Below are 24,377 nucleotides of genomic sequence, written 5' to 3' on the forward strand. Positions count from 1 at the left end.
TCCATGTCTACGAGCACGCCGACCGGCCCGGCCCGGATCCACGTCCCCGTTCCCACCGCCACGCCAGGACCGGCGCGCACCCGTGCCGGGGCCGGCGGGCCCCGCGTCCGCTACGTCGGCGTCGACCTCGCCCGCTTCCTCGCCATCGCCGGCATGATGGCGACGCACCTCGTCGCGATCACCGCGATGCTTCCGGGCCTGAGCCCGTTCGAGCAGGCCGCGGGATCCGTCGCGCAGACCGCCACCTCCGGCATCGCCGCTCCCCTGTTCGCGGTGCTCGGCGGCCTCAGCCTCGTCTTCGCCTCACGCGCTCCGCTGCGCGATGGTCGACGCGGTGCGGCGGTCGCGGGGATCCTGATCCGCGGCGCGATCCTCGTGCTCGTCGGCATGCTCCTCGGCATGCTCGACGTCCCGATCGTCATCGTGCTCGCCTACTACGGCCTCGCGATGATCATCGCGGCACCCGCGGTCCTGCTGCCGTCGTGGGCGATCGCGGGGATCGCCGCGGTGCTCGCCGTCGCGGTCCCGCCGCTCAACGCCCTCGCCCGCTCCGCGCTCGAGGTCGTGAACGAGGGCGGCTCGGTGACCTTCGACTCGTTCTCGGCCGATCCGTTGGGCGCGGTCCGCGGGCTCTTCCTCACCGGCGAGTACCCCGCGGTCACCTGGGTCGTGTACCTCCTCGTCGGGATCCTCATCGCCCGTGGGTTCGTCGCCGCGACCGCACGCGGAACGCTGCGCCGCGCCGCGCTCATCGCCGCGGCCGCCGGCGCGGCGATCGCCGCGGCGGCGCAGGGCGTCTCGACGTGGGTCGTCGCGAACCTCGACCGCTTCGGCTTCGTCATGCCCGAGGGCGTGGATCCCGAGATGTTCCGCACCCTGCTCGTGTCGCCCACGTTCGGCGCGCCGTTCTCGGCGGATCCCTGGGCCATGCTGGTCGCGACCCCGCATTCGGGCTCGCCGATGGATCTGCTCCGCACCGTCGGCATCGCGCTGCTCGTGATCGGGCTGCTCGTCGCGGTGTTCGACGGCGGACGATCGGACCGGGAGCCCGGCTTCGTGCTGAACGTGTTCCGCTCGGCCGGTGCCGCCCCGCTCACGATCTACGCGCTGCACGTCATCGCGACCGCGCTGCTGATGCAGCCGGCCATGACCGCACTGATGCTGCAGGACGCGCCGGATCCCACGACGCTGCCCTGGTACGCGATCGGCCTGCCGGCGTTCGGCGCCCAGCTCGCGGGGGCGATCGTCATCGGCGCGATCCTCGCCGCGCTGCACCGCAGGGGCCCGCTCGAGGCCCTCGTCTCGGGAACGGTGCGGCTGCTCACCGGACAGCGCCGGCGCTAGATGCCGTGCCAGCGGCTGGGCTGGGCTGGGCTGGGCTGCGAGCAGCGCTAGCCATGCCTAGGGGATCGTGTACCCCGCGGCGCCGAGCATCTCGTACCACTCCGAACGCGACAGCCGCGCGTCGATGCCGGCGGCGGCCTCGCGGAGGCGCTCGGGTCGTGTGGTGCCCACGACGGTCTGGATCTCGGCGGGGTGCCGGGAGATCCAGGCGGTCGCCGCTCCCGAGGCCGTCAGTCCGTGAGACGCCCCGACTCGAGCCAGGGTATCGCGCAGCGCGCTCGGGGCGCCGTCGTCGAAGAGGGACCCCTCGAAGAAGCCGCGGCGGAACGGCGACCAGGCCTGCAGCCGCACCCCGTTCAACCGCGCCCAGTCGACGAGTCCGCCGTCGCGCACGGCCGATTGCGCGACGCCCTCCATGTTCGCGGCGATCCCCTGCGCCACGAGCCCCGCGTGCCCGAGACCGAACTGCACCTGGTCCGCGACGAGCGGCTGCCGCACCGCCGAGCGCAGCAGCTCGATCTGCCCGGGCGTGTGGTTGGAGACGCCGAAGGCGACCACCTTTCCCGCGGACTCGAGCGCGTCGAAGGCGCGAGCGACCTCGTCCGGTTCTACCAGCGCATCGGGCCGGTGCAGGAGGAGCACGTCGAGACGGTCGGTGCGGAGGGCGGAGAGCGAGCCCTCGACCTGCCGCACGATGTGCTCGGCAGAGCAGTCGAAGCCGTGGGCGTCGCGCCGGATCCCGCACTTCGACTGGATCACGATCGCATCGCGCTCGTCCGGTGCGAGCCGGAGCGCCTCGCCGAACCTCCGTTCGCACGCGTGCCACTCGGACCCGTAGATATCGGCGTGGTCGAAGACGTCGACGCCGAGTGCGCGAGCGGTGCCGAACAGCTCCCGGATCTCCGCGTCGCCGAGCGGCTCGATCCCCATCATGCCGAGCCCCAGCATCGACGCGTCGCGCTTCCCCAGTCGTGTCTTCCGCATGCGTTCGTCCTCCCGCGCGGTCTCCGCCGCATCGCATTCCCAGTATGACGCCCCCTTACCCGCCGCCTTGGGAGCCCACGGGTGCGTGCGCGAGCATGAGGGCATGTCATCCGACGGCGACCCCGACTGCCCCAGCCCGCGCGGCTCCGACCCCAGTGGCCTCCCCTTCGCGCAGCTCGATCCTGCGTCGCTGCGCGCGAACCGCAGCAGTCAGAAGTGGACCCGCTATCCGGCGGACGTGCTGCCGCTCTTCGTCGCCGAGATGGACTACGCGGTCGCACCCGAGATCCGCTCGACGCTCGCCGAACGGGTCGCGGCCTCCGATTTCGGGTACCTCGACGGGCAGGCGGCGAGCCCGCTCGCCCCGGTGTTCGCCGGGTTCGCCCGGGACCGCTGGGGCTGGGACGTCGATCCCGCGCGCGTGCATCTCGCCACCGACGTGAGCGCCGGAGTGGTCGAGGTGCTGCGACTCGTCCTCGCCGATCGCGCGGGCCGAGGGATCGCCACGGGCTCGCGAGGCCGGATCGCGCTGGCGACCCCCGCGTACCCGTCCTTCTTCGAGATGCTGGAGGAGCTCGGCGTCGAGATCGTCGAGGTCCCGCTCGCGGTCTCCGATGCCGCCGAGGGCCCCACCGCCGCTCTCGACCTCGCGGCCGTCGAGGCGTCGTTCGCCGAGGGTCCGGGAGTCGACGCCTTCCTGCTCTGCAACCCGCACAACCCGCACGGCCTCGCCCACACGGCAGAGGCCCTGGGCGCACTGGCTTCTCTCGCGGCGAAGCACGACGTGTTCGTGCTCTCCGACGAGATCCACGCGCCGCTCGTGCACCGCGGGGTCCCGTTCACGCCGTTCGCGCCCGTCGCGGAGCGCGCCGGCGCCCGCTCCGTCACCGCGACCTCTGCGAGCAAGGGCTGGAATCTCGCCGGCACCAAGTGCTCGCTCGTGATCGCCGCCACCGATGCCGACGCCGCGCTGCTCGACGGTTTGCCGCCGGAGGTCGGCTCCCGCGCGAGCATCCTCGGCGTGCACGCCAGCATCGCCGCGTTCCGGGACGCCCGGGCCTGGCTCGACCGCGCCGTCGGGGCCATCGAGGCGAACGTCGGGCTGCTCCGCGAGCTCGCCGCCGATCTCCTCCCCGGAGTGCGCGTCACCGTGCCCCGCGCGGGATACCTCGCCTGGCTCGACTTCCGCGGCGCCGGACTCGGCGACGACCCGCGCGGGCGGATCCTCGCCGAAGCGCGCGTCGCGCTGAGCGACGGCCGCGCGTTCGGCGCGGGCGGCGCCGGGCACGCGCGCATCAATCTGGCCTGCGCGCCCGCCACTCTGCGCGCAGCCATCGACCGGATCGCCGCGATCCTGCCCGGCGATGCCGCCGGAGCCGACACCACCGCCACCGAGGGAGCTTCGGAATGACCGCCATCGCACAGCCGATCTACGACTGGGACGGTTTCGACTTCGACACCCGCCAGGTGCACGCCGGCGAGTACCCCGACAGGAACCACGGCCTCCGGGTTCCGCCGATCGCGCTGTCCGCCGGTTACCTGTTCGAGGACTTCGACGATCAGGTGAGCCGCTTCGACGGCAGCATCCACTGGCGCGCCGAGGACGACGGCCCCCGCGGCGAGGGGGACGCCTTCTCGCCCAGCGAGCACGCTCCCATCTACTCGCGCCAGGGCAACCCCTCGAACTGGGTCGCCGAGGAGCGCCTCGCCTCGCTCGAGGGCGGCACCGTCTCGGTCGCCGTGTCGAGCGGACAGGCGGCGATCTCGTCGGCGCTGTTCGCACTCGCGCAGCAGGGCGACCACATCGTGTCGACGGCGTCCGTCTACGGCGGTACCCGGATCCTCTTCGGCCGCAGCTTCAAGCGCTTCGGCATCGAGTTCGACTACGTGTGGGACGCGGAGGACCACGCCGAGTGGGAGCGCGCGATCCGCCCGAACACCAAGGCGATCTACACCGAGACCGTGCCGAACCCCTGCAACGACATCACGGACCTGCGCCGCATCGCGGAGGTCGCCGCGCGCTACCACCTGCCGCTCGTGGTCGACAACACCGTCGGCACGCCGGCCCTCATCCGCCCGATCGAGCACGGCGCGAACATCGTCGTGCACTCGGCGACGAAGTTCCTCACCGGCCACGGCGCGGCGGTCGGCGGCGCGATCGTCGACGGCGGCAACTTCGACTGGGAGGCCGCGGAGCGGGCCGGACGGTCGTTCCCCTGATCACGCAGTCGTCGCGTCCGGGCGTCGCCTCGATGCTCGATCGCTTCGGTCGAGGCGCCTACGCGCGCGCCGCCCGCGAGTCCGTGGTCAACGACATCGGCCCGACCCTCTCGCCGCTGCACGGCTTCCTCATGCACCAGGGCATGGAGACGCTGTCGCTGCGCATGGATCGGCACGTGGCGTCGTCGATCCGGATCGCGGCCTGGCTCGAGCAGCAGCCCGAGGTGCTCTCGGTCGACTACGCGGGCCTGCCCTCGTCCCCGTTCCACGCGCTCGCGGCCCGCGACTACGGGCTGGACGCCACCGGCTACGGCCGCACCGGCTCGGTGTTCGGCGTCACCGTGCGCGGCGGCATCGACGGCGCGCGCGCCTTCGTCAACGGGCTGCGCCTGTTCTCACGCATGACCGGCATCGGCGACACGCGCTCGATGGTGCTGCACCCGCACACCTCGACGCACTCGACCTTCGCGCCCGAGATCAACGAGCGCCTCGGCATCACGCCGGGTCTGCTGCGGCTCTCGGTCGGGATCGAGTCCGCCGACGACCTGATCCGGGATCTGCGCGGCGCGCTCGACCGGGTCGCGGCGCTCTGAGCGGCGACGAGCGCGGCGCCGCTATTCGGTGAGCGCGGCGAGCGTCGCCCGGGCCGCTTCGACGGCCTCGTCGCTCGCGGCGTACTGGTGCTCGATTCCGGGGAACTGCCCGGCGCGCACTTCGGCCGCATAGGCCGAGAGCGCGGCCGTCATCTCGTCGCCCAGGGAGCCGAAGCGCTTCACGAACTTCGCCGTACGCCCCTCCGTGATGCCGAGCAGGTCGTGCAGCACGAGCACCTGGCCGTCGACGCGGCCGGCTCCGATCCCGATGATCGGGATCCGCAGCGCTGCGCGCAGCAGCTCGGTGATCTCCGCGGGAACCGCCTCGATCACGAGGCAGAACGCGCCGGCGGCTTGCACGCCGAGCGCCTCGGCGACGAGCCGCTCGGCGCTCGCGGTGGTGCGTCCCTGGGCGCGGAGGCCTCCGAGGGCGACGGCCGTCTGCGGGGTGAGTCCGATGTGCCCGACGACCGGGATCCCGGCCGCGACGATCGCTCGGATCCGGCTGAGCCGCGCCTCGGATCCGCCCTCGAGCTTGACCGCGTCGGCGCCCGCCTCCTTCGCGAAGCGGATCGCGGTCTCGACGGCCTGCGCGTCCGACACCTCGGTCGACCCGAACGGGACGTCGCACACGACGAAGGCGTGCTCCGTGCCGCGGCGCACGGCCTTCGCGAGGACCAGCATCTCGTCGGTCGTGACCGAGACGGTGGAGTCGTGGCCGAGCACGACCTGCGCGCCCGAGTCGCCGACGAGCACCATGTCGACGCCGGCCCGCTCCGCGGCGCGGGCGCCCGGGAAGTCGTAGGCGGTCACCATGACGATGGGCTCGCCCGCGGCCTTCTTGGCGGCGAGCTCGGGAATGGTGATGCGGGTCATGCCGCCCCTCCTTCGGTTCCGGCAGCCGGCTCGATGACGGCGTTGTCGATGAGGCGCACCTCGCCGACTCGGGCCGCGATCGCGCACAGCACGGGTGCGTCCATCGTACGTGCGGGCTCGAGCGACGCGGGATCCACGAACGCGAGGTACTCGGGCTCGATCCCGGACTCGGCGAGGGCCTCCGCGGCCACGCGACGCACCGCTTCGACCGCGGTCTCGCCCCGGGCGACCGCCCGGGCCGCCGCGGCGAGCGCGCGCGGGATCGCGAGCGCGCGCTCGCGATCCTCGGGGCTCAGCCGGACGTTGCGGCTCGACCGCGCGAGTCCGTCCTCGTCCCGCGACGTCGGGCAGGCGACGATCCGGGTCGGGATCCCGAGGTCGGCGACCATGCGGGTGACCACGAGCACCTGCTGCGCGTCCTTCTGGCCGAAGTAGGCTGCGTCGGCGCCGACGGCGAGCAGCAGCTTCGCGACGACCGTGGCCACGCCGTCGAAGTGCGCGCCGCCGCGGGCCGCGCCCTCGAGCGTCTCGGTGAGGGCGCCCGACAGGTGCACGGTCGTGGCGAAGCCGTTCGGATACATCTCGGATGCTTCCGGGGCGAAGATCAGGTCGACGCCCGCGCCCTCGGCGAGGGACGCGTCGGCCGCCTCCTGTCGCGGGTAGGCGCTCAGGTCGGATGCCTCGGTGAACTGGGTGGGGTTCACGAAGATCGACAGCACGACGACGTCGCTCTCGGCGCGCGCCGCGCGCACGAGCGACAGGTGCCCCTCGTGGAGCGCGCCCATGGTCGGGACGAAGCCGACGCGGCCGCGGCCTGCCGCGCGAGCGGCACCCAGTTCGCGACGCAGCTCCTGCACCGTACGGACGATCTTCATCGGGGGCCTTTCTGCCGGGCGGCGAGCGCGCGGGTCGCACTGACGAGCGCGTCGAAGAAATCCAGGTCGGACGGTGCGCGCTCCGCGACGGCGGCGCGCTGCCGCGCCACCGTCTCCTCATCGCCGCGCGCGACGGGCCCGGTCAGTGCCGCTGCCGCGCCGTCGCGCCTCCAGTTCGCGAGTGCGGCCGCGGCGAGCGGAGCGAGGGCCTCGCGCGGCACTCCCGCGGTGGCGGCCAGCCGTTCGGCGAGCCCCTCGACCACGACGAGGAAATTGGACGCCGCGGACGCCGCCGCGTGGTAGGCGGGGCGATCCGCCTCGGCGATGCGGAACGTGCGGAGGCCGAGGCGATCGGCGAGCGACTCGGCGACCGCGACGGCGCGTTCGCTCGTCCCGTCGACTGCGGCGTACGCGCCGGCGAAGCGCTCAGCTGGTCCGGGTTCGGGTTCGGGTCCGGGTTCGGCCGCACTGGGGCCTCCCGTGACCGTGAGCAGCGGGTGCAGGCTGAAGCCCTCGCGAGCGCCGAGCGCGCCCAGGCCGGTCGCGCCCGAGAGGTGGCCGAGCAGGGGGCCCGGTCGGATCGCGCCCGCCGCGTCGGCGATGGCGGCGTCGGGCACGGCGAGCAGCACGAGATCGACGGCGGCGCCGTCCTCCGCAGTGCCGTCAGCGCCGCGGCCCCCGACGATGATCTCGAGGTCCGCCGCGCTCGCGAGCACGGCGGACAGGGCCGCGCTCATGCGGCCCCGGCCCACGATCTGGATCCGCACGGCGCCCGGGCTACAGCTCGATGCCGATGAGGTTCGGCTCGGGCACGAGGATCACACCGAACTCGGACTGCACGAGCTGGATCACGTAGCGTGCGAGCTGCGCGACGTCCTCCGCCGTGGCCGCGCCGCGGTTGGTGATGGCGAGGGTGTGCTTCTCGGAGATGGATGCGCCGGAGCCCGGGATCCGGAAGCCCTTCGGGATCCCGGCGTTCTCGATGAGCCAGGCCGCCGAGAGCTTCACCTGCGGCGGCTCGGGGGTCGGCGGGACGCGCAGCGGCACGCCGGCTTCGAGCTCTTCGAAGGTCGTCACGGCGGGAGCCGGCTCGAGGCCCTTCACCGGGAAGCGCGGCGCGGTCGCCGGCAGACCGCGGGCGGAGCGCTCGGTGATGATCGGGTTGGTGAAGAACGAGCCGGCGCTCCACGTGTCGTGGTCGGCGGCGTCGAGCACCATGCCCTTGGAGGCGCGGAGCCGCAGCACCGAGCGGCGCAGTTCCCGGATCGAGACCCGATCGCCGACCGTGACGCCGAGCGCGTCGGCGAGCTGCCCGTAGGCGATGGGCGCGCTCAGCGGGTTGGCCGTGTCCTCGCTCTCGGTGAGCAGCAGATCGATCGAGAGCACGACGCCCTCGCGGCCGGACTTGATCGAGGAGCTGCGGTAGTCGAGCTCGAGCTCCTCGGCGGGAATGCGCAGCACCTCGCCGGCTTCCCGGTCGAGGAAGGTGATCGAGTGGAGCACATCGGAGAGCTCCTGGCCGTAGGCGCCGATGTTCTGCACCGGGGCCGCACCGGCGAGCCCGGGGATTCCCGAGAGCGCCTCGATGCCGGCCCAGCCGTGCTCGACGCAGGTCTCGACCAGTTCGTCCCAGTTGTGCCCGGCCTGCACACGGAGGCGCACGACTCCGGGCTCGGCGTCGATGCGCTCGATTCCCGTGTTGCGCACGAGCACCGCGGTGCCGGCGAAGCCGTCGTCGGCCATGACCGTGTTCGAACCGCCGCCGAGCAGCAGCCAGGGGTCGTCGTACTCCCACAGCTGCAGTGCCGCGCGCACCAGCTCGTCGGAGCTGCGCGCCTCGATCAGGTGTTCCGCCGGGCCTCCGACCCGCATGGTGGTCAGCTCCGAGAACGGAGTGTCGGCTGCGAGCTCGGTGCCCGCGCGCCCGGCCGAGGAGGTCTCGGTCACGTGAACGCCACCAGCAGCTGCGCTTTGCCGAGCACGGTCTGCCCGTCGAAGACCACCTTGAGGTCGAAGCGCGCGGTGCGCGCCTCGGGGTCGAGGGGGCCGACGGTCGCGGTGACCGTCACCTCGGCGCCGGTTTCGGCGTCCACCGGGATGGGGCGGGTGAAACGCGACTGGTAGTCGACCACGCTGGCCGCTGCGCCGAGAAGTTCGAGGGTGGGCGACGCGGCCGCGCCCATGGTCAGCATGCCGTGCGCAAGAACGCCGGGCAGGCCGACCGACTGCGCGATGTCGTCGCGGTAGTGGATCGGGTTGAAGTCGCCCGATGCTCCCGCGTAGCGGACGAGCCGGTCCCGGGTGAACTCGAGGGTCGCCTCGCTGAACACCTCGCCGGTTACGAGCGACTCGAACGTCGGGGTCTGAGCGGTCATTCGTCTCCTCCTCGCACCACGAGCGTCGAGAGCGCGGTCACGACGTGCGCGCCCGCTGCGTCGACGATCTCGCTCGACGCGGTGACCATCGAGTGGCCGCCGAGCTGCTTGACCGATGCGACGGTGAGCGTCGCGGTGAGCTCGTCGCCCGCGACGATGGGGCGGGTGTAGCTGAATCGCTGGTCACCGTGCACGACGCGCGAGAAATCGATCCCCGCGTCCGGGTCGGCGAGCAGTTGCTGCAGCGTGCTCTCCTGCACCACCACCGCGAAGGTCGGCGGAGCGACGACGTCGGCGTAGCCCGCGGCGCGCGCGGCCTCGGGATCGTGATGGATCGAGGCCGAGCTGAGCACGGCGCGAGCGAACTCGCGCACCTTCTCGCGTCCGACCTGGTAGGACTCGGTGGGCGGATACGTGCGCCCCTGAATGTCTGGGTTGACCACGACGCCAGTCTAGAAGATACGGCTGCGCGAGCCTGGAACATGACGCCCTGGCTCAGCTGCCGACCCCGGCCCGGCTGCTGGCTGCTGGGCCGGGGGGCACGCAGGGCCCGCTCGGCCTCGGCTGTTGCCCGTGTGAGCTACCTCCGGCCTCGGAGCGCTACTTCTTGCCGCCGAAGAGCCCGCCCAGCAGATCGCCCAGGCCGCCGCCCGCCGACTGCGATCCGCCGGACCCACCGCCGAGCAGGCCGCCGAGCAGATCGCCCAGACCACCGCCGGACTGCTGGGAACCCGATCCGCCGCCGAGCAGCCCGCCCAGCAGGTCGCCGATGCCGCCGCCCGAGGCCGAACCCGACTGCTGCTTCGAGAACGCACCCGAGAGGAACTGCATGACGATGGGCGCGAGCAGCGGGAGCAGCACGGGGATGAGCTTCGCGATGGTCGAGTCACCGCTGTTCGCACCGAGCGCCTGCGCGACCTCGCCCTGCTTGTCGCCGAGAACGTGGTTGACGATCTTGCCGCCGTCCTCCTCGTCGATGGCGTTCAGGTCGATGGTGCCGGACGCGGGCGCGTGCTTGTCGAGCGCGGCCTCGAGCTTGCCCGCGCCCTCGGCGTCCTGCGCGTTGACGGCCATGCCGCCGAGCAGCCCGGGCAGCGCCTGCTGCACCGCGGCGCCCATGGTGGCCTCATCGACGCCGAAACGCTGAGCGAGATCGCCCAGGGGAATCTGCTGCATGAGGTCGTCGAGGTTCACGGAGTTCTGTGCCATTTCGGGTTGCTCCTTCGCGCGGTTCGGTGCCGAGCTCTGGAGCCGCTTCGGCAGCGGATCCGCTCGTCTGGAGGCCAGCGTAGCGGCAGGCCATCGTCGCCGCGACGGATCCTGCGCAGATGCGCTGGGGAGGGCGAAGCACTGTAGCCATCGGCAACGATTCCCCGAGAGGTTTGTCGTGCATATCCAAGGATCGGGGCGACCCCTCCAATAGGCTGTTCAGCATGTCGCGCATTCGTAAAGTGCTCATCGCCAACCGCGGCGAGATCGCCGTCCGCATCATCCGCGCCGCGAAAGACAGCGGGATCGCCTCGGTCGCGATCTACGCCGATCAGGATCGCGACGCGATGCACGCCCAGCTCGCCGACGAGGCCTACGCGCTGAACGGCACCACCAGCGCCGAGACCTACCTCGTCATCGACAAGATCCTCGCCGTCGCCCGTCGTTCGGGCGCCGACGCCGTGCACCCCGGTTACGGCTTCCTCGCCGAGAACGCCGCGTTCGCACGCGCCGTCATCGACGCCGGGCTGATCTGGATCGGCCCGAGCCCCGACGCCATCGAGCGCCTCGGCGACAAGGTCTCGGCCCGCCACGTGGCCGAGAAAGTCGGCGCGCCCCTCGCGGCCGGCACCAGCGACCCGGTCGAGAACGCGGAAGAGGTGCTCGCCTTCGCCGATGAGGTCGGTCTTCCGATCGCCATCAAGGCCGCCTTCGGCGGCGGAGGCCGCGGTCTCAAGGTCGCCTACGAGCGCGACGAGGTCGCCGAGCTGTTCGAATCGGCCACCCGCGAGGCCGTCGCCGCCTTCGGGCGCGGCGAGTGCTTCGTCGAGAAGTACCTCGAGAAGCCCCGTCACGTCGAGACCCAGTGCCTGGCCGACGCCCACGGCAACGTCGTCGTCGTGTCCACCCGCGACTGCTCGCTGCAGCGCCGCCACCAGAAGCTCGTCGAGGAGGCGCCCGCACCGTTCCTCACCGACGACCAGATCGAGCAGCTGTACTCCTCCTCGAAGGCGATCCTCAAGGAGGTCGGCTACGTCGGCGCCGGCACCTGCGAGTTCCTCGTGGCGAAGGACGGCACCGTCTCGTTCCTCGAGGTCAACACCCGGCTCCAGGTCGAGCACTGCGTGTCCGAGGAGGTCACCGGTATCGACCTCGTCCGCGAGCAGTTCCGCATCGCTGAGGGCGGCGTCATCGACTACGCGGACCCGGTCGCGCACGGCCACTCCTTCGAATTCCGCCTGAACGGCGAGGATCCGGGCAACGGCTTCCTCCCCGCGCCGGGCCCCGTCGCGCTCTTCCGTCCGCCGCTCGGCCCGGGCGTGCGCGTCGACACCGGCGTGCAGTCGGGCGACGTCATCTCGGGATCGTTCGATTCGATGCTCGGCAAGCTGATCGTCACGGGCGCGAGCCGCGAGGAGGCGCTCGAGCGTTCCCGCCGCGCCCTCGACGAGTTCGAGATCCAGGGCCTGCCCACCGTGCTGCCGTTCCACCGCAAGATCGTCCGCGATCCCGCGTTCACCGCTCCCGACGGCCGCTTCGGTGTCTACACCCTGTGGATCGAGAACGAGTTCCACAACGACATCGAGCCGTGGGAGGGCGAGGTCGCGCCCGTCGTGCAGGATCCGAAGCGCCAGACCGTGGTGGTCGAGGTCGACGGACGCCGCGTCGAGGTCGTCATGCCCGCCACGCTGATCCCGCTGGCCGACCAGCAGATCACCCGCGGCCCCGCACCCAAGCGCGCCAAGGGTGCCGGTGTCTCCGCGGCGACCGGCGACTCGGTCGCCGCCCCGATGCAGGCCACCGTCGTGAAGCTCGCGGTCGAGGAGGGCCAGCAGGTCGAGGCCGGCGAGCTGATCGTCGTGCTCGAGGCCATGAAGATGGAGCAGGCGATCTACGCGCACCGTGACGGTGTCGTGCGCGGCATCGACGCGCCTCTCGGCCAGACCGTGTCCAACGGCCATGTGCTGCTCAGCATCGTCGACGCCGAGTAACCGCAGACGCACCGCATCAGGCGCCCGGGCTCCGAAAGAGTCCGGGCGCCTGGTGCGTCTACGGACGAATATGCCGCACTCCCGAAGGAGATCCACGCTCAGAAGGAGGAACCCGGCGGAATCGACCTTCTGACGCCGGATCTCCTTCCGAAGCGGAGCCCACCACACCCACACATGTCGCTGACACGAAGCTCCACTCCCCACACTCAACTTGTGACCGGTCACATGTTAGCGATAGTCTCTCCACATGTCCGATGTGTCACTCTCCGCAGTCCTCCGCACCTTCGAATCCCAGCGCACCGTGTCAAGCCGCAAGCTGGCCTCCCTCGAAGCGGATCTCGCGGCGGAGCAGGCGCTCCAAGAGCACTTGACCCAGGCCATCCAGGCCATCCAGGCGATGACGCGCAACGACGCCCCCGAAGGACTGCCGGGGTCGCCCTCGGACGGATCTCCCCCACCCTCCACCCCGGACACGGATACTGACTTCGACTTTCGGCTCGAGGGCGGCCGAGTGAGATCGGTCGATATGGTCCGGCTCGTCGTGGAGGAATCCGGCTCCGGCCTCACACGCGAACAGCTCCACCGGGCATTCTTCGCACGATGGGGCGAGCAGACCTGGATCAACCCGAGGAACGCGCTGACCACGGCGATCGGACGCGCAGTGGAGCGCGGCATTATCCGCGAAGGCAAAGATGGCAAACTCCGGCGCACGAAGTGACTCAGCCCACGGCTTTTCCAGCCCGAAGCTCGGTCTTCGTCGACGAGTCGAAAGCCAGGGAGTTCATTCTGGCTGCGAGCTTCACGCCGAGCCCCTCTCCGACTGAAACGAACCGGAGATTGCGCGGACTGGTCAGAAGGGGCCAACGCCGCATTCACTTCAAGAGCGAGTCCGATGCCTCTCGGAAACGACTGCTGTCCGCGATGTCGGCGCTTGACGTCACAACGCGGGTGTACATCGCATCGCATCATGCCCCAGCCGCTCCCCGGGCCAAATGCCTCGAGCACCTCATCGATGACCTCGTCGACTCATCCGCATCGCGCCTGATCGTCGAACGCGACGAGTCCGTCCAGACGGCCGACCGACGCATCATACGAGCACGCTTGGATCGGCGGAACTACCGCAGCGGCCTCGCCTACGACCACGCCTCACCGCACGAGCACCCGCTGCTGTGGGTCAGCGACGCAGTGGCATGGTGCTGCCAGGCCGGCGGGGAATGGCGTCGCCGCTCCGAGCCCCTGATCAGTGGCCTCCTGCGGCTTCCTGAATAGCCCCGGAAAGAGCGCGAGCCCGGCTCGTCGTACCGTCCGGAAGACTGCCAGGCTCACTTCTTGGGGCTACTGCCCCGCGCGTGCCCAGGATAGCACTGAACACTCCGAGGTGCACGGATGCGTCGCGCTTCCGCAGGAGATCCACGCTCAGAAGGAGGAACCCGGCGGAATCGTCCTTCTGACGCCGGATCTCCTCCCGAAGCGGGGGTCATCAGCGCATCACAGCACCCCGGCCGCCTAGAACTCCCAGTCGCCCCCTGCCGCGATCGGCCACGACCACGCGACCGCTGCCGCGGCGAGCACGCGCGGGTTCCGCGCCTCGACGCGACCGGCCGACGCGAGTGCCGCGAGCGACGTCGAGCCCAGGTGGGCTGCGCCGAGCGCGTCGATGTCGAGCACGAGATCGGCACCGGTGCCGGCGGCGTCGCCGGCACCCTCACCCCCGCCGACCCGCTCCACGGTCGCTGCCCCGAATGCCTCTGACACGGTGACGCGCCAGCGTCCGGCGTTCTCGGGCACCAGGTCGTCGCGCACGTCGATCACGAGGTCGACCGGTGCCGCGTACCGGCGCGCGGCAAGCGCGGCCGGCAGGTCGAGGATCCGCACCCAGACGAGATCGCGCAGGCGCGCCTCGGCGGCGCGGGCGTCGACGAGCAGGTGCACGATGGGGTCGTCGATCGGCAGCATGTCGACGGTCGCGCGGTTCGTCAGGTCGAGGTCGAGCAGCAGGCTCCAGAGCCGATGAGCGGCGGCGGGGGTCAGGGCGACGACATCGCGCACCTCGACGGTGCCGTCGGGCACGGCGCCATCCCAGTTGACCGAGCGCCGGAACCGGGCGTATCCCTGCGCGCGGCCCGAGGCGTCGCTCACCACGAGGAGCCGCAGCGCCTCCTTGCCGCGGTGGAGGATCGCCGGGTCGGCGTCCTGGGCGCGACGCAGCTCCGGGGTCTCCCAGGTGGCCCAGCCAGGGCGCCCGATCCCGTCGGGCACCTGCGCGACCGAGCGGTGCAGCGCGTCGACGAGGTCGCCGTGAGCCTCCGGGTCCCAGGTGAGGAACTCGCCCCGGAGGGCGTCGGATCCCTCCGCGGGGCGCAGCTCGGCGCCCCGCGGGATCGTCAGCGACAGGGTGGGCGCCGCGTGACCGTAGCCGAAGCGGCCGTAGATCCCGGCCTCGGCGGCGTTGAGCACCGACAGCGATTCCCCGCGTCCCCGCGCCTCGGCGAAGTGGTGGGCGATCATCGAGCGCAGCAGACCGCGCCGGCGGTGGCTCGGGTGCACCCCGACCCAGGTCACCCAGCTGCACGCGGTTTCGCCGCCGGGTACCGGGAAGGCGCGCAGCTCGTAAGCCCCGTACATGCCGGCGAGCGCGTTCGCGGGCGCCAGGGTGCCTGCGGGACGCGATGCGGCCTCGATGCCCCACATCCGCCCCCACGGCAGCGGGCTGGGCAGCTGACGCAGCTCGTCGAGGCCGTGCTCGGTGGGAAAGGCCCAGGCATCGACCTCGAGCACGTCATCGAGGCGAGCGGGGTCGTCGAGCGGGATGATTCGGTAGCCGTCGGGAAGGGTCATTCCTCCAGTATCCCGAGGATGGCTCAGCGGTCGCGAGCCTGCCACCAGCCGAAGGCGATCCAGAACCCGATCGCGTCGACGAGGATGCCGGCGAGGAACAGCCAGAGCTCGGCGCCCGCGATGCTCGGCGCGAGGCCCATCAGATAGAAGCCGCCGAAGACGAGGATCGCCGATACGACGAACACGGGGATCGTCAGGGGTGCGCGCGGTCGCTGCGCGGGGCGAAGAGCCCGTCGCCCTCGCCGGACGGCAGGTGAGCCGCGGTGGTCTCGGCGGTCTCGGTCATGGTGCGCTCGTCGGACACGGATCCTCCATTCATTCAGGCACGAATAGTTGGTGCATGAAATAACCATACGCCCAGGAACCGATCCGCGATAATCGAGGGATGACCGCCCCGGACCCGCTCTCCCTCGACCACCAGGTGTGCTTCGCCCTGACCGTCGCCTCGCGCAGCATCGTCGCGGCGTACAAGCCGGTCCTCGATCCCCTCGGGATCACGCACCCGCAGTACCTCGTGCTGCTCGCCCTCTGGGAGCACGAACGGCTCAGCCTCGGCCGTCTCGCGGGGCTCCTGCATCAGGACGCGTCGACGCTGTCCCCGCTCATCAAGCGGCTCGAGCAGCAGGGCCTGCTCGCACGGCAGCGATCCGCCGCGGACGAGCGCCGCCTCGACATCACGCTCACCGATGCCGGGCGCGCACTGCGCGCACGCGCGCTCGAGGTGCCGCCGCAGATGGCGCAGCGACTCGACATGACGGAGGACGAGCTGCGCGAGCTCCACGGCTCGATGATGCGCCTCATCGACGCGAGCCGCAGTTCGGTGGGCGAGCAGCCGATCGCGGCGAGTCGCGGGGAATAGCCGCCCGAGCCGCCCGGTTGCACTCCGCATGACTGCCGTCCCGCTCTCCGTGCTCGACCTCGCCGCGATCGAAGAGGACGGAGACATCCGATCGGCCCTGTCCCACTCGGTCGATCTGGCCCGCGCGGCCGAGACCGGCGGGTATCGCCGGGTCTGGTACGCGGAACACCACAACATGCCGTCCATCGCATCGAGCGCCACCTCGGTGCTCATCGCGCACATCGCGGCGCACACGAGCACCATTCGCCTGGGTGCCGGCGGGATCATGCTGCCGAACCATTCGCCGCTCGTGATCGCCGAGCAGTTCGGCACCCTCGCCGAGCTGCACCCGGGACGCATCGACCTCGGACTCGGCCGCGCGCCGGGCAGCGACGGCGCCACGTTCCGCGCACTGCGCCGGACGCACTCGGCGTCCGAGAGCTTCCCGAGCGACGTGCTCGAACTGCAGGCCTACCTCTCGGACGAACTGCCGCGGAACGCCGTCAACGCCTACCCCGGCCGGGGCACGAAGGTGCCGCTCACGATCCTCGGTTCCAGCATGTTCGGCGCGAGTCTCGCCGCGCAGCTCGGCCTCCCCTACGCCTTCGCCTCGCACTTCGCGCCCCAGGCCCTCACGGGCGCCGTGGCGCACTACCGCGCCGCCTACCAGCCGAGCGAGGCGCACCCCGAGCCGCACGTGATCGCGGGCGTCAACGTGGTCGCGGCGGAGACCGACGAGGCGGCTGAAGCGCTCTTCGCCCGGGCCGAGCTCGACCGGGTCCGCCGCTTCCTGTCGCGCGGGCGCGAGCGCGAGCTCACGGCCGACGAGGCCGCGCCGCTGCTCGACACCCCCGCAGGGCAGGAGATCCGCGGGATGCTGCGCTACACCGCGACCGGCGGGCCGAAGCGCGTGCGCGAGGAGCTGGAGGCGTTCGCGACGCACGCGGACGCCGACGAGCTGATCACCGTGCACGTCGCGCCGACGCGCGCCGAGCAGCTCGTCTCGCTGCGGATCGCGGCCCCCGGCGCCGCGATCGATGAGGCGCCCACGGCCTGACGCGCGCGGAGGAGCGCCGGACGACCGCTCAGAACTCCTCGTAGACCGCTGGGTCCTGATCCTTCAGCCGACCGTCGGGACGGCCGAGCGCGGTGATCTCGGCGACCTCCTCGGCCGAGAGCCGCACACCGGAGGCCCGCAGGTTCTCGGCCTGACGGCCGGGATCCGCGGACTTCGGGATCGGCACCGCACCGCGGGCCACGTGCCAGGCGAGGATCGCCTGCACCGGCGAGATGCCGTGCGCCTCGGCGATGCGCCGCACCACGGGCTCCGCCGCCATCGTCGGCCCGCGTCCCACGGGGCTCCACGCCTCCGTGATGATGCCGCGCTCGCGGTGGTACGCCAGCTGCTCCTCCTGCGGGAAGAACGGGTGCAGCTCGATCTGGTTGACGGACGGCAGCACGCCCGTCTCGGCCTCGACCCGTTCGAGGTGCTCGGGCAGGAAGTTGGAGACGCCGATGTGCCGCACGAGGCCGCGCTCGCGCGCCTCGATGAGCGCGCGCCACGCCGCGACGAAATCGCCGCTGACCGGGTTCGGCCAGTGGATCAGGTACAGGTCGATGCGGTCGAGCCCGGTGCGGAACACGCTCTCCTCGATCGTGCGGAGCGCCGCGTCGTATTCGTGGTGCCGCCCCGGGAGCTTGCTCGTGACGATCAGCTCGTCGCGATCGACCGCGGCGTCGCGCACTCCGCGTCCTACCGCACCCTCGTTCTCGTAGTTGAACGCGGAATCGATGAGGCGGTAGCCCGCCTCGATGCCGCTCGCGACCGCCGCTGCGCCCGCGGCGCCGTTCAGGCGATAGGTGCCGAAGCCGATCGGGGGAAGCACGAGGCCGTCGTGGGATCGCCGCTCAGTCATGCGGCCAGCCTACGCCCGGCCACCGACACGGCTAGGCCGCCTTGACGTGCACGACGCCCTTCATCTCGGGGTGGATCGAGCACAGGTAGGCGTAGTCGCCGGCCTTCGCGAACCGGTGCGTGTAGCTGCCCTCGCGCTGCAGCTTGCTCGCGAACTCCCCGTCGGACTGGATCACGTCGTGCTGGTCGGGTCCGATGAACTCCCAGCGCACGGCCTGCCCCGGGGCGATCGAGACCTCGGCGGGCTCGTAGGCGTTGTCGACCACCTTCACGGTGACCGCGGCCTGCGCATCGTCGTCGGACGCCACGAACTTCGGCTTCGCCGGGGCGCAGCCGACGAGCGCAGCGGCGCCCAATCCGACGACCCCGAGGGCGCCGCCGAGCAGCGTGCGTCGGCCGAGGACCGCGTTCGCCGCGGGACGGGGAGTGTTCACGCCGCTCACCGCTGGTGCAGCGCGCGGGCCGCGTCGGTGATCGCGCCGGTCATCGACGGGTAGACCGTGAACGCCGAGGCGACCTGGTCGACCGTGAGCCGGTGCTCGACGGCGAGCGCGAGGCCGAAGATGAGCTCGCTGGCCCGGTGCGACACGATGACGCCGCCGATGACGGTGCCCGAAGCCTGCCAGGCGAACAGCTTCACGAAGCCGTCGGTGAAGCCGATCATCTTCGCGCGCGGGTTCACGCTGAGCGGGATCGTGTGCGAGATGGCCTTGGCCATGTCGCTCGCATCGGCGAGGCTGTGCTCGTTCCAGCCGACGGTCGCGATCTCGGGGTAGGTGAAAACGTTCGACGAGACGTTGCGCAGGTCGATGGGGCGTACGAAGTCGCCGAGCGCGTGCATGATCGCGGTGCGCCCCTGCATCGCCGCGACCGAGGCCAGCGGGTAGAAGTCGGTGCAGTCGCCGGCGGCGTAGATCGACGGGATCGAGGTGCGTGCGACCTTGTTGACGTGGATGTGCCCGCTCTCGGTCAGGCCGACCCCGGCCTCCTCGAGGCCGAGTCCGGCCGTGTTCGGGATCGAGCCGACGGCCATGAGGCAGTGCGACGCCTCGATGGTGCGGCCGTCGGAGAGTTCGACGAGCACGCCGTTCTCGGTGCGGGTGACGGAGTCGGCGCGGGACTTCGACATGACGTTCATGCCGAGGCGCTTGAACTCGCGCTCGATCACGGCCGCCGCGTCCTTGTCCTCGCCGGGGAGCACCTGCTCGCGGCTCGAGACGAGGGTGACCTCGGCGCCGAGCGTGCGGTAGGCGTTCGCGAACTCGGCGCCGGTGACGCCGGAACCGACGACCACGAGGTGCTCGGGGATCGCGGGCAGATCGTACAGCTGCTTCCAGGTGAGGATCCGCTCGCCGTCGGGCTTGGCGCTGTCGAGCTCGCGCGGGCTCGCCCCGACCGAGACGACGATGGTGTCGGCCTCGATGCGGTCGAAGTCGGTGCCCTCGGTGCCGGCCGCGGTCGCCACGACGACGGCGTTGGGGCCGTCGAGTCGGCCCTCGCCGTGCACGATGCGCACGCCCGCCTGCTCGAGGGTGCGGTGCATGTCGTCGGACTGGGCCGCAGCCATGGCGAGCAGGCGTTTGTTGACCGCCTTCAGGTTGACGGCGATCTCGGGGCGCACGGGCTTGCCGTCGCCGCCGGGCACGAACGCCTGCACGCCGAGCTTGCCCGAGTCGCGCACGGCCTGCACGCCGCCGGCCGTGCCGATGAGGCTCTTGGACGGGACCACGTCGGTGAGCACGGCGGACCCGCCGACCCCGACTCTCTCGACGAGGGTCACCTCGGCCCCCAGCTGGGCACCCGCGAGCGCCGCCTCGTATCCGCCGGGACCGCCGCCCAGCACTGCGATCCGGTGCTTCCGATCGAACGCATTCGCCATGCCCCACAGTCTATGCGCCCGAGCGCACCCCCGGCTGTCCGGGATGCCGGGCGACCGGCGCCGTCATCTTCGCCGTCGGGGCATACTCCTCCGCGTAGACTCGATCACCGAATCGCGCCGGGGGGACAGCTCGGAGCGTGGCCTGCGCACCGCTGCCCGAAGGAGACGTCACCGATGACCCCCACGCTTGAGAATCAGCTCGAACGAGATCCGGGCATGCCGGCGAGCAGCTGGCGCCTGCGCAGCGACGCGTGGGAGTTCCTGCGCTTCGCCGTGAAGCGGATCGCGCTCGAGGGGAACTCGGGCGACGCGCTCGCGAGCGACGGCGAGATCCGCCGCTCCCTGCGGGCCCTCGAGACCATCGAGCTCTACTGGGCCGGGTTCGGTCAGCGCTACGTGCGCCAGATCGGCGAACTGCTCGCGCAGGGCGATGCCGCGGGCGCGCTCGATCGCATCGGCCGCGTGGTGCACCGGCTGCGCCGCACCACCGTCCCGGGCTCCGCGGAGGACTCGTTCGACGAGGCGGAACTGGCCGAGCAGCAGGACGACCAGGATCCCCGCCCCCGCTTCGAGGTGCTGCTCGTCGACGAGACCACCGCGGGCGACCGCGACGCGCTCTACGCCGAGTCGCAGCGGCTGCGCTCGAGCGCAGATGCCTTCATCTACGACTTCGTGATCGTGCCGTCCGCCGACGACGCCATCGCGGCGCTGCTCACCAACCCCAACATCCTCGCGTGCATCGTGCGTCCCGGATTCAGCGACCGCAGCCGGCAGGCGCTGAGCCGCGACCTGCGCGACTCGATCGAGCTGGCGCATGCGCAGCAGCCGGGCGGCGCCCCGGCATCCCCGCGGAGCGCGCTCGCGTCGGTGCACCGCGTCATGCAGCTCGCCGACACGCTCGCCGCGCTGCGACCCGAGGTCGACCTGTACCTCGTGGCGGGCGCCCACATCGAGGATCTCGCGGGAGCGCTCACCCACCGGTTCCGCCGCGTGTTCCGCCGGGAGGATCAGCTCGAGCTCCACCTCTCGCTGCTCCGCCGCGTCTCCCACCTCTACGACACCCCGTTCTTCTCGGCGATCCAGGACCACGCACGTCGGCCCGTCGGCGTGTTCCACGCGCTGCCGGTCGGTCGCGGAGGATCCGTCGTCAGCTCGAAGTGGATCCGCGACCTCGCCGACTTCTACGGCATGAACCTGCTGCTCGCCGAGACCTCCGCCACCTCGGGCGGCCTCGATTCCCTGCTCGCGCCGACGGGCGCGATCAAGAAGGCGCAGGATCTCGCGGCCCGCGCGTTCGGAGCGCACCGCACCTTCCTCGTCACCAACGGCACCTCGACGGCGAACAAGATCGTGCACCAGGCGCTCGTCGAACCCGACGACGTCGTGCTCGTCGACCGCAACTGCCACAAGTCGCACCACCACGCCCTCATGCTCACGGGCGGCCGCACCGCGTACCTGGAGGCGTACCCGCTCAACGACTTCGCGTTCTACGGTGCGGTCCCGCTCAACCGGATCAAGCAGCTCCTGCTCGACTACCGGGCCGCGGGCCGGCTCGACGAGGTCCACATGATCACGCTGACGAACTGCACGTTCGACGGCATCGTCTACGACCCCGAGCGGGTGATGGCGGAGTGCCTCGCGATCAAACCCGACCTCGTGTTCCTCTGGGACGAGGCCTGGTTCGCGTTCGCTGCCTTCCACCCCGTGACCCGGCGCCGCACGGCGATGGCGGCGGCGAAGCGCCTCGAGGGTCGGCTCCGCTCCGCGGCGCACGCGTCGGCCTACGAGGAGCAGCGCGCCCGCCTCTTCGACCCCGAGACCGGGGAGCCCCGCGACGACACGGCCTGGCTGTCCGAGCGGCTGCTGCCCGCGCCCGACGCCCGGGTCCGGGTGTACGCCACGCAGTCGACCCACAAGACGCTGACCGCGCTACGCCAGGGATCCATGATCCACGTGTACGACCAGGACTGGGCGCTCGAGGCCGAGTACGCGTTCCACGAGGCGTTCATGACCCACACCTCGACCTCACCGAACTACCAGATCCTCGCCTCGCTCGACCTCGGGCGGCGCCAGGTGGAGCTCGAGGGCTTCGAGCTCGTGCAGCGCCAGCTCGACCTCGCGACGAGCCTCGCGCAGGCCGTCGCACGGCACCCCCTGCTGCGCCGCACGTTCCGTGTGCTGACCGCCCACGACCTGGTCCCCGCCGACTACCGCGGGAGCAGCCGGCCGATGCCGCTGCGTGACGGCCTGGCCGAGATGTGGCGGGCCTGGGACGAGGACGAGTTCGTGGTGGATCCGAGCCGGGTCACGATCGAGATCACGCGCACCGGCGTCGACGGCGACACGTTCAAGCACCAGTACCTCATGGACCAGTACGGGATCCAGGTCAACAAGACGAGCCGCAACACCGTGCTGTTCATGACCAACATCGGCACCTCGCGCAGCGCGATCGCGTACCTCATCGAGGTGCTCGTGAAGCTCGCGCAGCGCTTCGAACGGGATCGGGTCGCGCACGGCCTCCCGCCGGTCGCGTCCGATGCCGAGGAGATGCCGCCGCTGCCCGACTTCAGCGCCTTCGCCTCGGCGTACGCGCACGGCTCCGGGCTGCCGGACGGCGACCTGCGCTCGGCGTTCACCGACGGGCAGCGCCGCCAGCTGGTCGAGTACGTCACCCCCGAGGAGCTGCGCGAGCGCGTCGGCGGAGGAGAGGAACCGGTCTCCGCCGGCTTCGTCACGCCCTATCCGCCCGGGTTCCCCGTGCTCGTCCCCGGCCAGGTGATCACGGCGGAGGTGCTCGACTTCATGGCGGCGCTCGACACCCGCGAGATCCACGGCTTCGACCCGGCGAAGGGCTACCGCGTCATCCGCTAGGCTTCCCCGGTGCTCGCCGCCCTGAAATCCCCTCGCCTGCTCACCCGGGAGGTGCTCGCGGGACTCGTCGTCGCGCTCGCGCTGATCCCCGAGGCGATCTCGTTCTCGATCATCGCGGGCGTCGACCCCAAGGTCGGACTGTTCTCGTCGTTCATCATGGCGGTCACGATCGCGTTCGTGGGAGGTAGACCGGCGATGATCAGCGCGGCGACGGGTGCCGTGGCGCTCGTCATCGCCCCCGTGTCCCGCCAGTACGGCTTCGACTTCTTCATCGCGACGGTGCTGCTCGCGGGGGCGTTCCAGATCGTGCTCGGCGCGCTGGGCGTCGCGAAGCTGATGCGGTTCATCCCCCGCAGCGTCATGGTCGGCTTCGTCAACGCGCTCGCGATCCTCGTCTTCGTCGCCCAGTTCCCGCAGCTCATCGGGGTGCCGTGGATGGTCTACCCGCTCGTCGCGGGCGGGCTCGCGATCCTGGTCCTGCTGCCGCGGATCACGAGGGTCGTGCCCGCCCCGCTCGTGACCGTCGTGATCGTCACGGTGATCGTCGTCGTGTTCGCCATCAACGTCCCGACGGTGGGCGACCAGGGCGAGCTGCCCCGCAGCCTGCCCGAGCTGTTCATCCCGCACGTGCCGCTGACGTGGGAGACCTTCACGACCATCGCGCCGTTCGCGCTCGGCATGGCGCTCGTCGGCCTCATGGAATCGCTGCTGACGGCGAAGCTCGTCGACGACATCACCGACACGCACTCGAACAAGACCCGCGAGTCCTGGGGGCAGGGCGTCGCCAACATCGTGTCGGGCCTGTTCGGCGGCATGGGCGGCTGCGCCGTCGTCGGGCAGACCATGATCAACGTGAGGGTCTCGGGTGCGCGGACCCGGATCTCGACGTTCCTCGCGGGCGCATTCCTGCTGATCCTCGTGGTCGCGCTCGGCGACGTGGTCGCCGTGATCCCCATGGCCGCCCTCGTCGCCGTGATGATCGTGGTGTCGGCGAGCGCCTTCGACTGGCACTCGGTGCGCCCCTCGACGCTGCGGCGCATGCCGCTCAGCGAGACCCTCGTGATGGTGACGACCGTGGTCGCGGTGCTCGCGACCCACAACCTGGCGGTCGGGGTCGTCCTCGGTGTCGTCGTCGCCTCGGTGCTCTTCGTCCGCCGCGTCGCGCGGGTGGTCGCGGTCGAGCGCGAGCTCGCCGAGATCGACGGCGTGCCGCAGGCGCGCTACACCGTGACGGGCGAACTGTTCTTCGCGTCGAGCAACGACCTCACCACCCAGTTCGCCTACGCCGAGGACCCGGAGCGCGTCGTCATCGATCTCAGCCGCTCCCACGTGTGGGACGCGTCGAGCGTCGCCGCGCTCGACGCGATCACGACCAAGTACGAGCGTCGCGGCACGACGGTCGAGATCGTCGGGATGAACCCGGCCTCGCACGACTTCCACGGCCGGCTGAGCGGCGGCCTTGGCGGCGGGCTCTGAGCTGATCTCTGAGCTGCTCTCTGAGCTGATTCGGTTGCGGCGAATGGTGACCGGATCCTGCCCGAACCCGCCATTCGCCGCACCCGAAATCTG

24 protein-coding genes are annotated in these 24,377 nt (G+C 71.3%); 11 read left to right on the plus strand and 13 right to left on the minus strand.

All coding sequences use genetic code 11. The annotated features are described in order from the left end of the window. The first annotated feature begins 3 nt into the window (after window positions 1–3). The gene (locus AB3K78_RS12035; RefSeq protein ID WP_416443548.1) at window positions 4–1,344 is read left to right on the plus strand and encodes a heparan-alpha-glucosaminide N-acetyltransferase domain-containing protein; all 1,341 of its coding nucleotides are present in this window, start codon (window positions 4–6) and stop codon (window positions 1,342–1,344) included. Window positions 1,345–1,401: 57 nt separating this feature from the next. Here AB3K78_RS12035 and AB3K78_RS12040 read toward each other — a convergent pair whose 3' ends face one another. Beyond that, on the minus strand, window positions 1,402–2,328 hold the full coding sequence (locus AB3K78_RS12040; RefSeq protein WP_416443550.1) for an aldo/keto reductase: 927 nt from the start codon (window positions 2,326–2,328) through the stop codon (window positions 1,402–1,404). 103 nt (window positions 2,329–2,431) lie between these two features. Here AB3K78_RS12040 and AB3K78_RS12045 point away from each other — a divergent pair, with 103 nt between their 5' ends. Genes AB3K78_RS12045 through AB3K78_RS12055 form a run of 3 tightly spaced genes read left to right on the plus strand, consistent with a single transcriptional unit; the run spans window position 2,432 to window position 5,141 of the window. Beyond that, window positions 2,432–3,739, plus strand: coding sequence for a MalY/PatB family protein (locus AB3K78_RS12045; protein ID WP_416443552.1), 1,308 nt, complete (start codon window positions 2,432–2,434; stop codon window positions 3,737–3,739). After that, window positions 3,736–4,548, plus strand: coding sequence for an aminotransferase class I/II-fold pyridoxal phosphate-dependent enzyme (locus AB3K78_RS12050; RefSeq protein ID WP_416443554.1), 813 nt, complete (start codon window positions 3,736–3,738; stop codon window positions 4,546–4,548). Before AB3K78_RS12045 ends, AB3K78_RS12050 begins: the two co-directional genes overlap by 4 nt. Before the next feature lie 32 nt (window positions 4,549–4,580). Beyond that, window positions 4,581–5,141, plus strand: coding sequence for a PLP-dependent transferase (locus tag AB3K78_RS12055; protein ID WP_416443556.1), 561 nt, complete (start codon window positions 4,581–4,583; stop codon window positions 5,139–5,141). 21 nt (window positions 5,142–5,162) lie between these two features. On the opposite strand, the gene panB is transcribed toward AB3K78_RS12055, so the two are convergent. The 7 genes from panB to AB3K78_RS12090 form a co-directional block, all read right to left on the minus strand. After that, a complete protein-coding gene (gene panB, locus AB3K78_RS12060; protein ID WP_416443558.1) occupies window positions 5,163–6,017 on the minus strand; it encodes a 3-methyl-2-oxobutanoate hydroxymethyltransferase in 855 nt (284 codons plus the stop codon). After that, window positions 6,014–6,892 carry a pantoate--beta-alanine ligase gene (panC, locus tag AB3K78_RS12065; protein WP_416443559.1) on the minus strand — a complete coding sequence of 293 codons (879 nt, stop codon included), beginning with the start codon at window positions 6,890–6,892 and terminating at the stop codon, window positions 6,014–6,016. Before panC ends, panB begins: the two co-directional genes overlap by 4 nt. Then, complete coding sequence (locus tag AB3K78_RS12070; RefSeq protein WP_416443561.1) at window positions 6,889–7,659, minus strand: DUF2520 domain-containing protein; 771 nt, start codon at window positions 7,657–7,659, stop codon at window positions 6,889–6,891. Before AB3K78_RS12070 ends, panC begins: the two co-directional genes overlap by 4 nt. 10 nt (window positions 7,660–7,669) lie before the next feature. Further along, complete coding sequence (locus AB3K78_RS12075; protein ID WP_416447351.1) at window positions 7,670–8,764, minus strand: UDP-N-acetylmuramate dehydrogenase; 1,095 nt, start codon at window positions 8,762–8,764, stop codon at window positions 7,670–7,672. Between the two features lie 71 nt (window positions 8,765–8,835). Next, on the minus strand, window positions 8,836–9,267 hold the full coding sequence (locus AB3K78_RS12080) for a MaoC/PaaZ C-terminal domain-containing protein (RefSeq protein ID WP_416443563.1): 432 nt from the start codon (window positions 9,265–9,267) through the stop codon (window positions 8,836–8,838). After that, the gene (locus AB3K78_RS12085; RefSeq protein ID WP_416443565.1) at window positions 9,264–9,710 is read right to left on the minus strand and encodes an FAS1-like dehydratase domain-containing protein; all 447 of its coding nucleotides are present in this window, start codon (window positions 9,708–9,710) and stop codon (window positions 9,264–9,266) included. The genes AB3K78_RS12080 and AB3K78_RS12085 overlap by 4 nt, the downstream gene beginning before the upstream one ends. A 157-nt stretch (window positions 9,711–9,867) precedes the next feature. Next, on the minus strand, window positions 9,868–10,476 hold the full coding sequence (locus tag AB3K78_RS12090; protein ID WP_416443567.1) for a DUF937 domain-containing protein: 609 nt from the start codon (window positions 10,474–10,476) through the stop codon (window positions 9,868–9,870). Window positions 10,477–10,700: 224 nt separating this feature from the next. Between AB3K78_RS12090 and AB3K78_RS12095 the strand changes: the two genes are divergently transcribed. From AB3K78_RS12095 to AB3K78_RS12105, 3 genes are all read left to right on the plus strand, one after another. Beyond that, window positions 10,701–12,467 carry an acetyl/propionyl/methylcrotonyl-CoA carboxylase subunit alpha gene (locus AB3K78_RS12095; RefSeq protein ID WP_416443569.1) on the plus strand — a complete coding sequence of 589 codons (1,767 nt, stop codon included), beginning with the start codon at window positions 10,701–10,703 and terminating at the stop codon, window positions 12,465–12,467. A gap of 301 nt (window positions 12,468–12,768) precedes the next feature. Continuing rightward, entirely contained in the window at window positions 12,769–13,185 is a 417-nt protein-coding gene (locus AB3K78_RS12100) for a hypothetical protein (protein WP_416443571.1), read from the plus strand. After that, complete coding sequence (locus AB3K78_RS12105) at window positions 13,182–13,736, plus strand: hypothetical protein (protein WP_416443573.1); 555 nt, start codon at window positions 13,182–13,184, stop codon at window positions 13,734–13,736. The genes AB3K78_RS12100 and AB3K78_RS12105 overlap by 4 nt, the downstream gene beginning before the upstream one ends. A 237-nt stretch (window positions 13,737–13,973) precedes the next feature. On the opposite strand, the gene AB3K78_RS12110 is transcribed toward AB3K78_RS12105, so the two are convergent. Together AB3K78_RS12110 and AB3K78_RS12115 are read right to left on the minus strand one after the other, a co-directional pair. After that, on the minus strand, window positions 13,974–15,305 hold the full coding sequence (locus AB3K78_RS12110; RefSeq protein ID WP_416443575.1) for a GNAT family N-acetyltransferase: 1,332 nt from the start codon (window positions 15,303–15,305) through the stop codon (window positions 13,974–13,976). A gap of 23 nt (window positions 15,306–15,328) precedes the next feature. After that, a complete protein-coding gene (locus AB3K78_RS12115) occupies window positions 15,329–15,490 on the minus strand; it encodes a hypothetical protein (RefSeq protein WP_416443577.1) in 162 nt (53 codons plus the stop codon). A 200-nt stretch (window positions 15,491–15,690) separates the two neighbouring features. On the opposite strand from AB3K78_RS12115, the gene AB3K78_RS12120 reads away from it, so the two are divergent. Beyond that, the gene (locus AB3K78_RS12120) at window positions 15,691–16,164 is read left to right on the plus strand and encodes a MarR family winged helix-turn-helix transcriptional regulator (RefSeq protein WP_416443579.1); all 474 of its coding nucleotides are present in this window, start codon (window positions 15,691–15,693) and stop codon (window positions 16,162–16,164) included. 28 nt (window positions 16,165–16,192) lie between these two features. Continuing rightward, window positions 16,193–17,200, plus strand: coding sequence for an LLM class flavin-dependent oxidoreductase (locus tag AB3K78_RS12125; RefSeq protein ID WP_416443581.1), 1,008 nt, complete (start codon window positions 16,193–16,195; stop codon window positions 17,198–17,200). A gap of 28 nt (window positions 17,201–17,228) precedes the next feature. On the opposite strand, the gene AB3K78_RS12130 is transcribed toward AB3K78_RS12125, so the two are convergent. From AB3K78_RS12130 to AB3K78_RS12140, 3 genes are read right to left on the minus strand one after another with little or no spacing between them, the layout of a single operon-like run. After that, the gene (locus tag AB3K78_RS12130; RefSeq protein WP_416443583.1) at window positions 17,229–18,059 is read right to left on the minus strand and encodes an aldo/keto reductase; all 831 of its coding nucleotides are present in this window, start codon (window positions 18,057–18,059) and stop codon (window positions 17,229–17,231) included. Window positions 18,060–18,090: 31 nt separating this feature from the next. Beyond that, on the minus strand, window positions 18,091–18,492 hold the full coding sequence (locus AB3K78_RS12135; RefSeq protein ID WP_416443585.1) for a cupredoxin domain-containing protein: 402 nt from the start codon (window positions 18,490–18,492) through the stop codon (window positions 18,091–18,093). A gap of 5 nt (window positions 18,493–18,497) precedes the next feature. Next, a complete protein-coding gene (locus AB3K78_RS12140; RefSeq protein ID WP_416443587.1) occupies window positions 18,498–19,937 on the minus strand; it encodes an NAD(P)H-quinone dehydrogenase in 1,440 nt (479 codons plus the stop codon). Between the two features lie 174 nt (window positions 19,938–20,111). On the opposite strand from AB3K78_RS12140, the gene AB3K78_RS12145 reads away from it, so the two are divergent. Together AB3K78_RS12145 and AB3K78_RS12150 are read left to right on the plus strand one after the other, a co-directional pair. Then, entirely contained in the window at window positions 20,112–22,808 is a 2,697-nt protein-coding gene (locus tag AB3K78_RS12145; protein ID WP_416443589.1) for an aminotransferase class I/II-fold pyridoxal phosphate-dependent enzyme, read from the plus strand. 9 nt (window positions 22,809–22,817) lie between these two features. Continuing rightward, window positions 22,818–24,284: a SulP family inorganic anion transporter gene (locus tag AB3K78_RS12150; RefSeq protein WP_416443591.1), complete on the plus strand. Its 1,467-nt coding sequence runs from the start codon at window positions 22,818–22,820 to the stop codon at window positions 24,282–24,284. Window positions 24,285–24,377: the final 93 nt, after the last annotated feature.

Origin of the sequence: Leucobacter sp. HNU (assembly GCF_047946755.1) — a bacterium.
Taxonomy (GTDB): Bacteria; Actinomycetota; Actinomycetes; order Actinomycetales; family Microbacteriaceae; genus Leucobacter.

Coding starts and splice junctions, on each gene's coding strand:
- AB3K78_RS12035 (WP_416443548.1), top strand. CDS start 4: ATGTCTACGAGCACGCCGACCGGCCCGGCCCGGATCCACGTCCCCGTT.
- AB3K78_RS12040 (WP_416443550.1), bottom strand. CDS start 2,328: ATGCGGAAGACACGACTGGGGAAGCGCGACGCGTCGATGCTGGGGCTC.
- AB3K78_RS12045 (WP_416443552.1), top strand. CDS start 2,432: ATGTCATCCGACGGCGACCCCGACTGCCCCAGCCCGCGCGGCTCCGAC.
- AB3K78_RS12050 (WP_416443554.1), top strand. CDS start 3,736: ATGACCGCCATCGCACAGCCGATCTACGACTGGGACGGTTTCGACTTC.
- AB3K78_RS12055 (WP_416443556.1), top strand. CDS start 4,581: ATGCTCGATCGCTTCGGTCGAGGCGCCTACGCGCGCGCCGCCCGCGAG.
- panB (WP_416443558.1), bottom strand. CDS start 6,017: ATGACCCGCATCACCATTCCCGAGCTCGCCGCCAAGAAGGCCGCGGGC.
- panC (WP_416443559.1), bottom strand. CDS start 6,892: ATGAAGATCGTCCGTACGGTGCAGGAGCTGCGTCGCGAACTGGGTGCC.
- AB3K78_RS12075 (WP_416447351.1), bottom strand. CDS start 8,764: ATGCGGGTCGGAGGCCCGGCGGAACACCTGATCGAGGCGCGCAGCTCC.
- AB3K78_RS12080 (WP_416443563.1), bottom strand. CDS start 9,267: ATGACCGCTCAGACCCCGACGTTCGAGTCGCTCGTAACCGGCGAGGTG.
- AB3K78_RS12090 (WP_416443567.1), bottom strand. CDS start 10,476: ATGGCACAGAACTCCGTGAACCTCGACGACCTCATGCAGCAGATTCCC.
- AB3K78_RS12095 (WP_416443569.1), top strand. CDS start 10,701: ATGTCGCGCATTCGTAAAGTGCTCATCGCCAACCGCGGCGAGATCGCC.
- AB3K78_RS12110 (WP_416443575.1), bottom strand. CDS start 15,305: ATGACCCTTCCCGACGGCTACCGAATCATCCCGCTCGACGACCCCGCT.
- AB3K78_RS12120 (WP_416443579.1), top strand. CDS start 15,691: ATGACCGCCCCGGACCCGCTCTCCCTCGACCACCAGGTGTGCTTCGCC.
- AB3K78_RS12125 (WP_416443581.1), top strand. CDS start 16,193: ATGACTGCCGTCCCGCTCTCCGTGCTCGACCTCGCCGCGATCGAAGAG.
- AB3K78_RS12130 (WP_416443583.1), bottom strand. CDS start 18,059: ATGACTGAGCGGCGATCCCACGACGGCCTCGTGCTTCCCCCGATCGGC.
- AB3K78_RS12140 (WP_416443587.1), bottom strand. CDS start 19,937: ATGGCGAATGCGTTCGATCGGAAGCACCGGATCGCAGTGCTGGGCGGC.
- AB3K78_RS12145 (WP_416443589.1), top strand. CDS start 20,112: ATGACCCCCACGCTTGAGAATCAGCTCGAACGAGATCCGGGCATGCCG.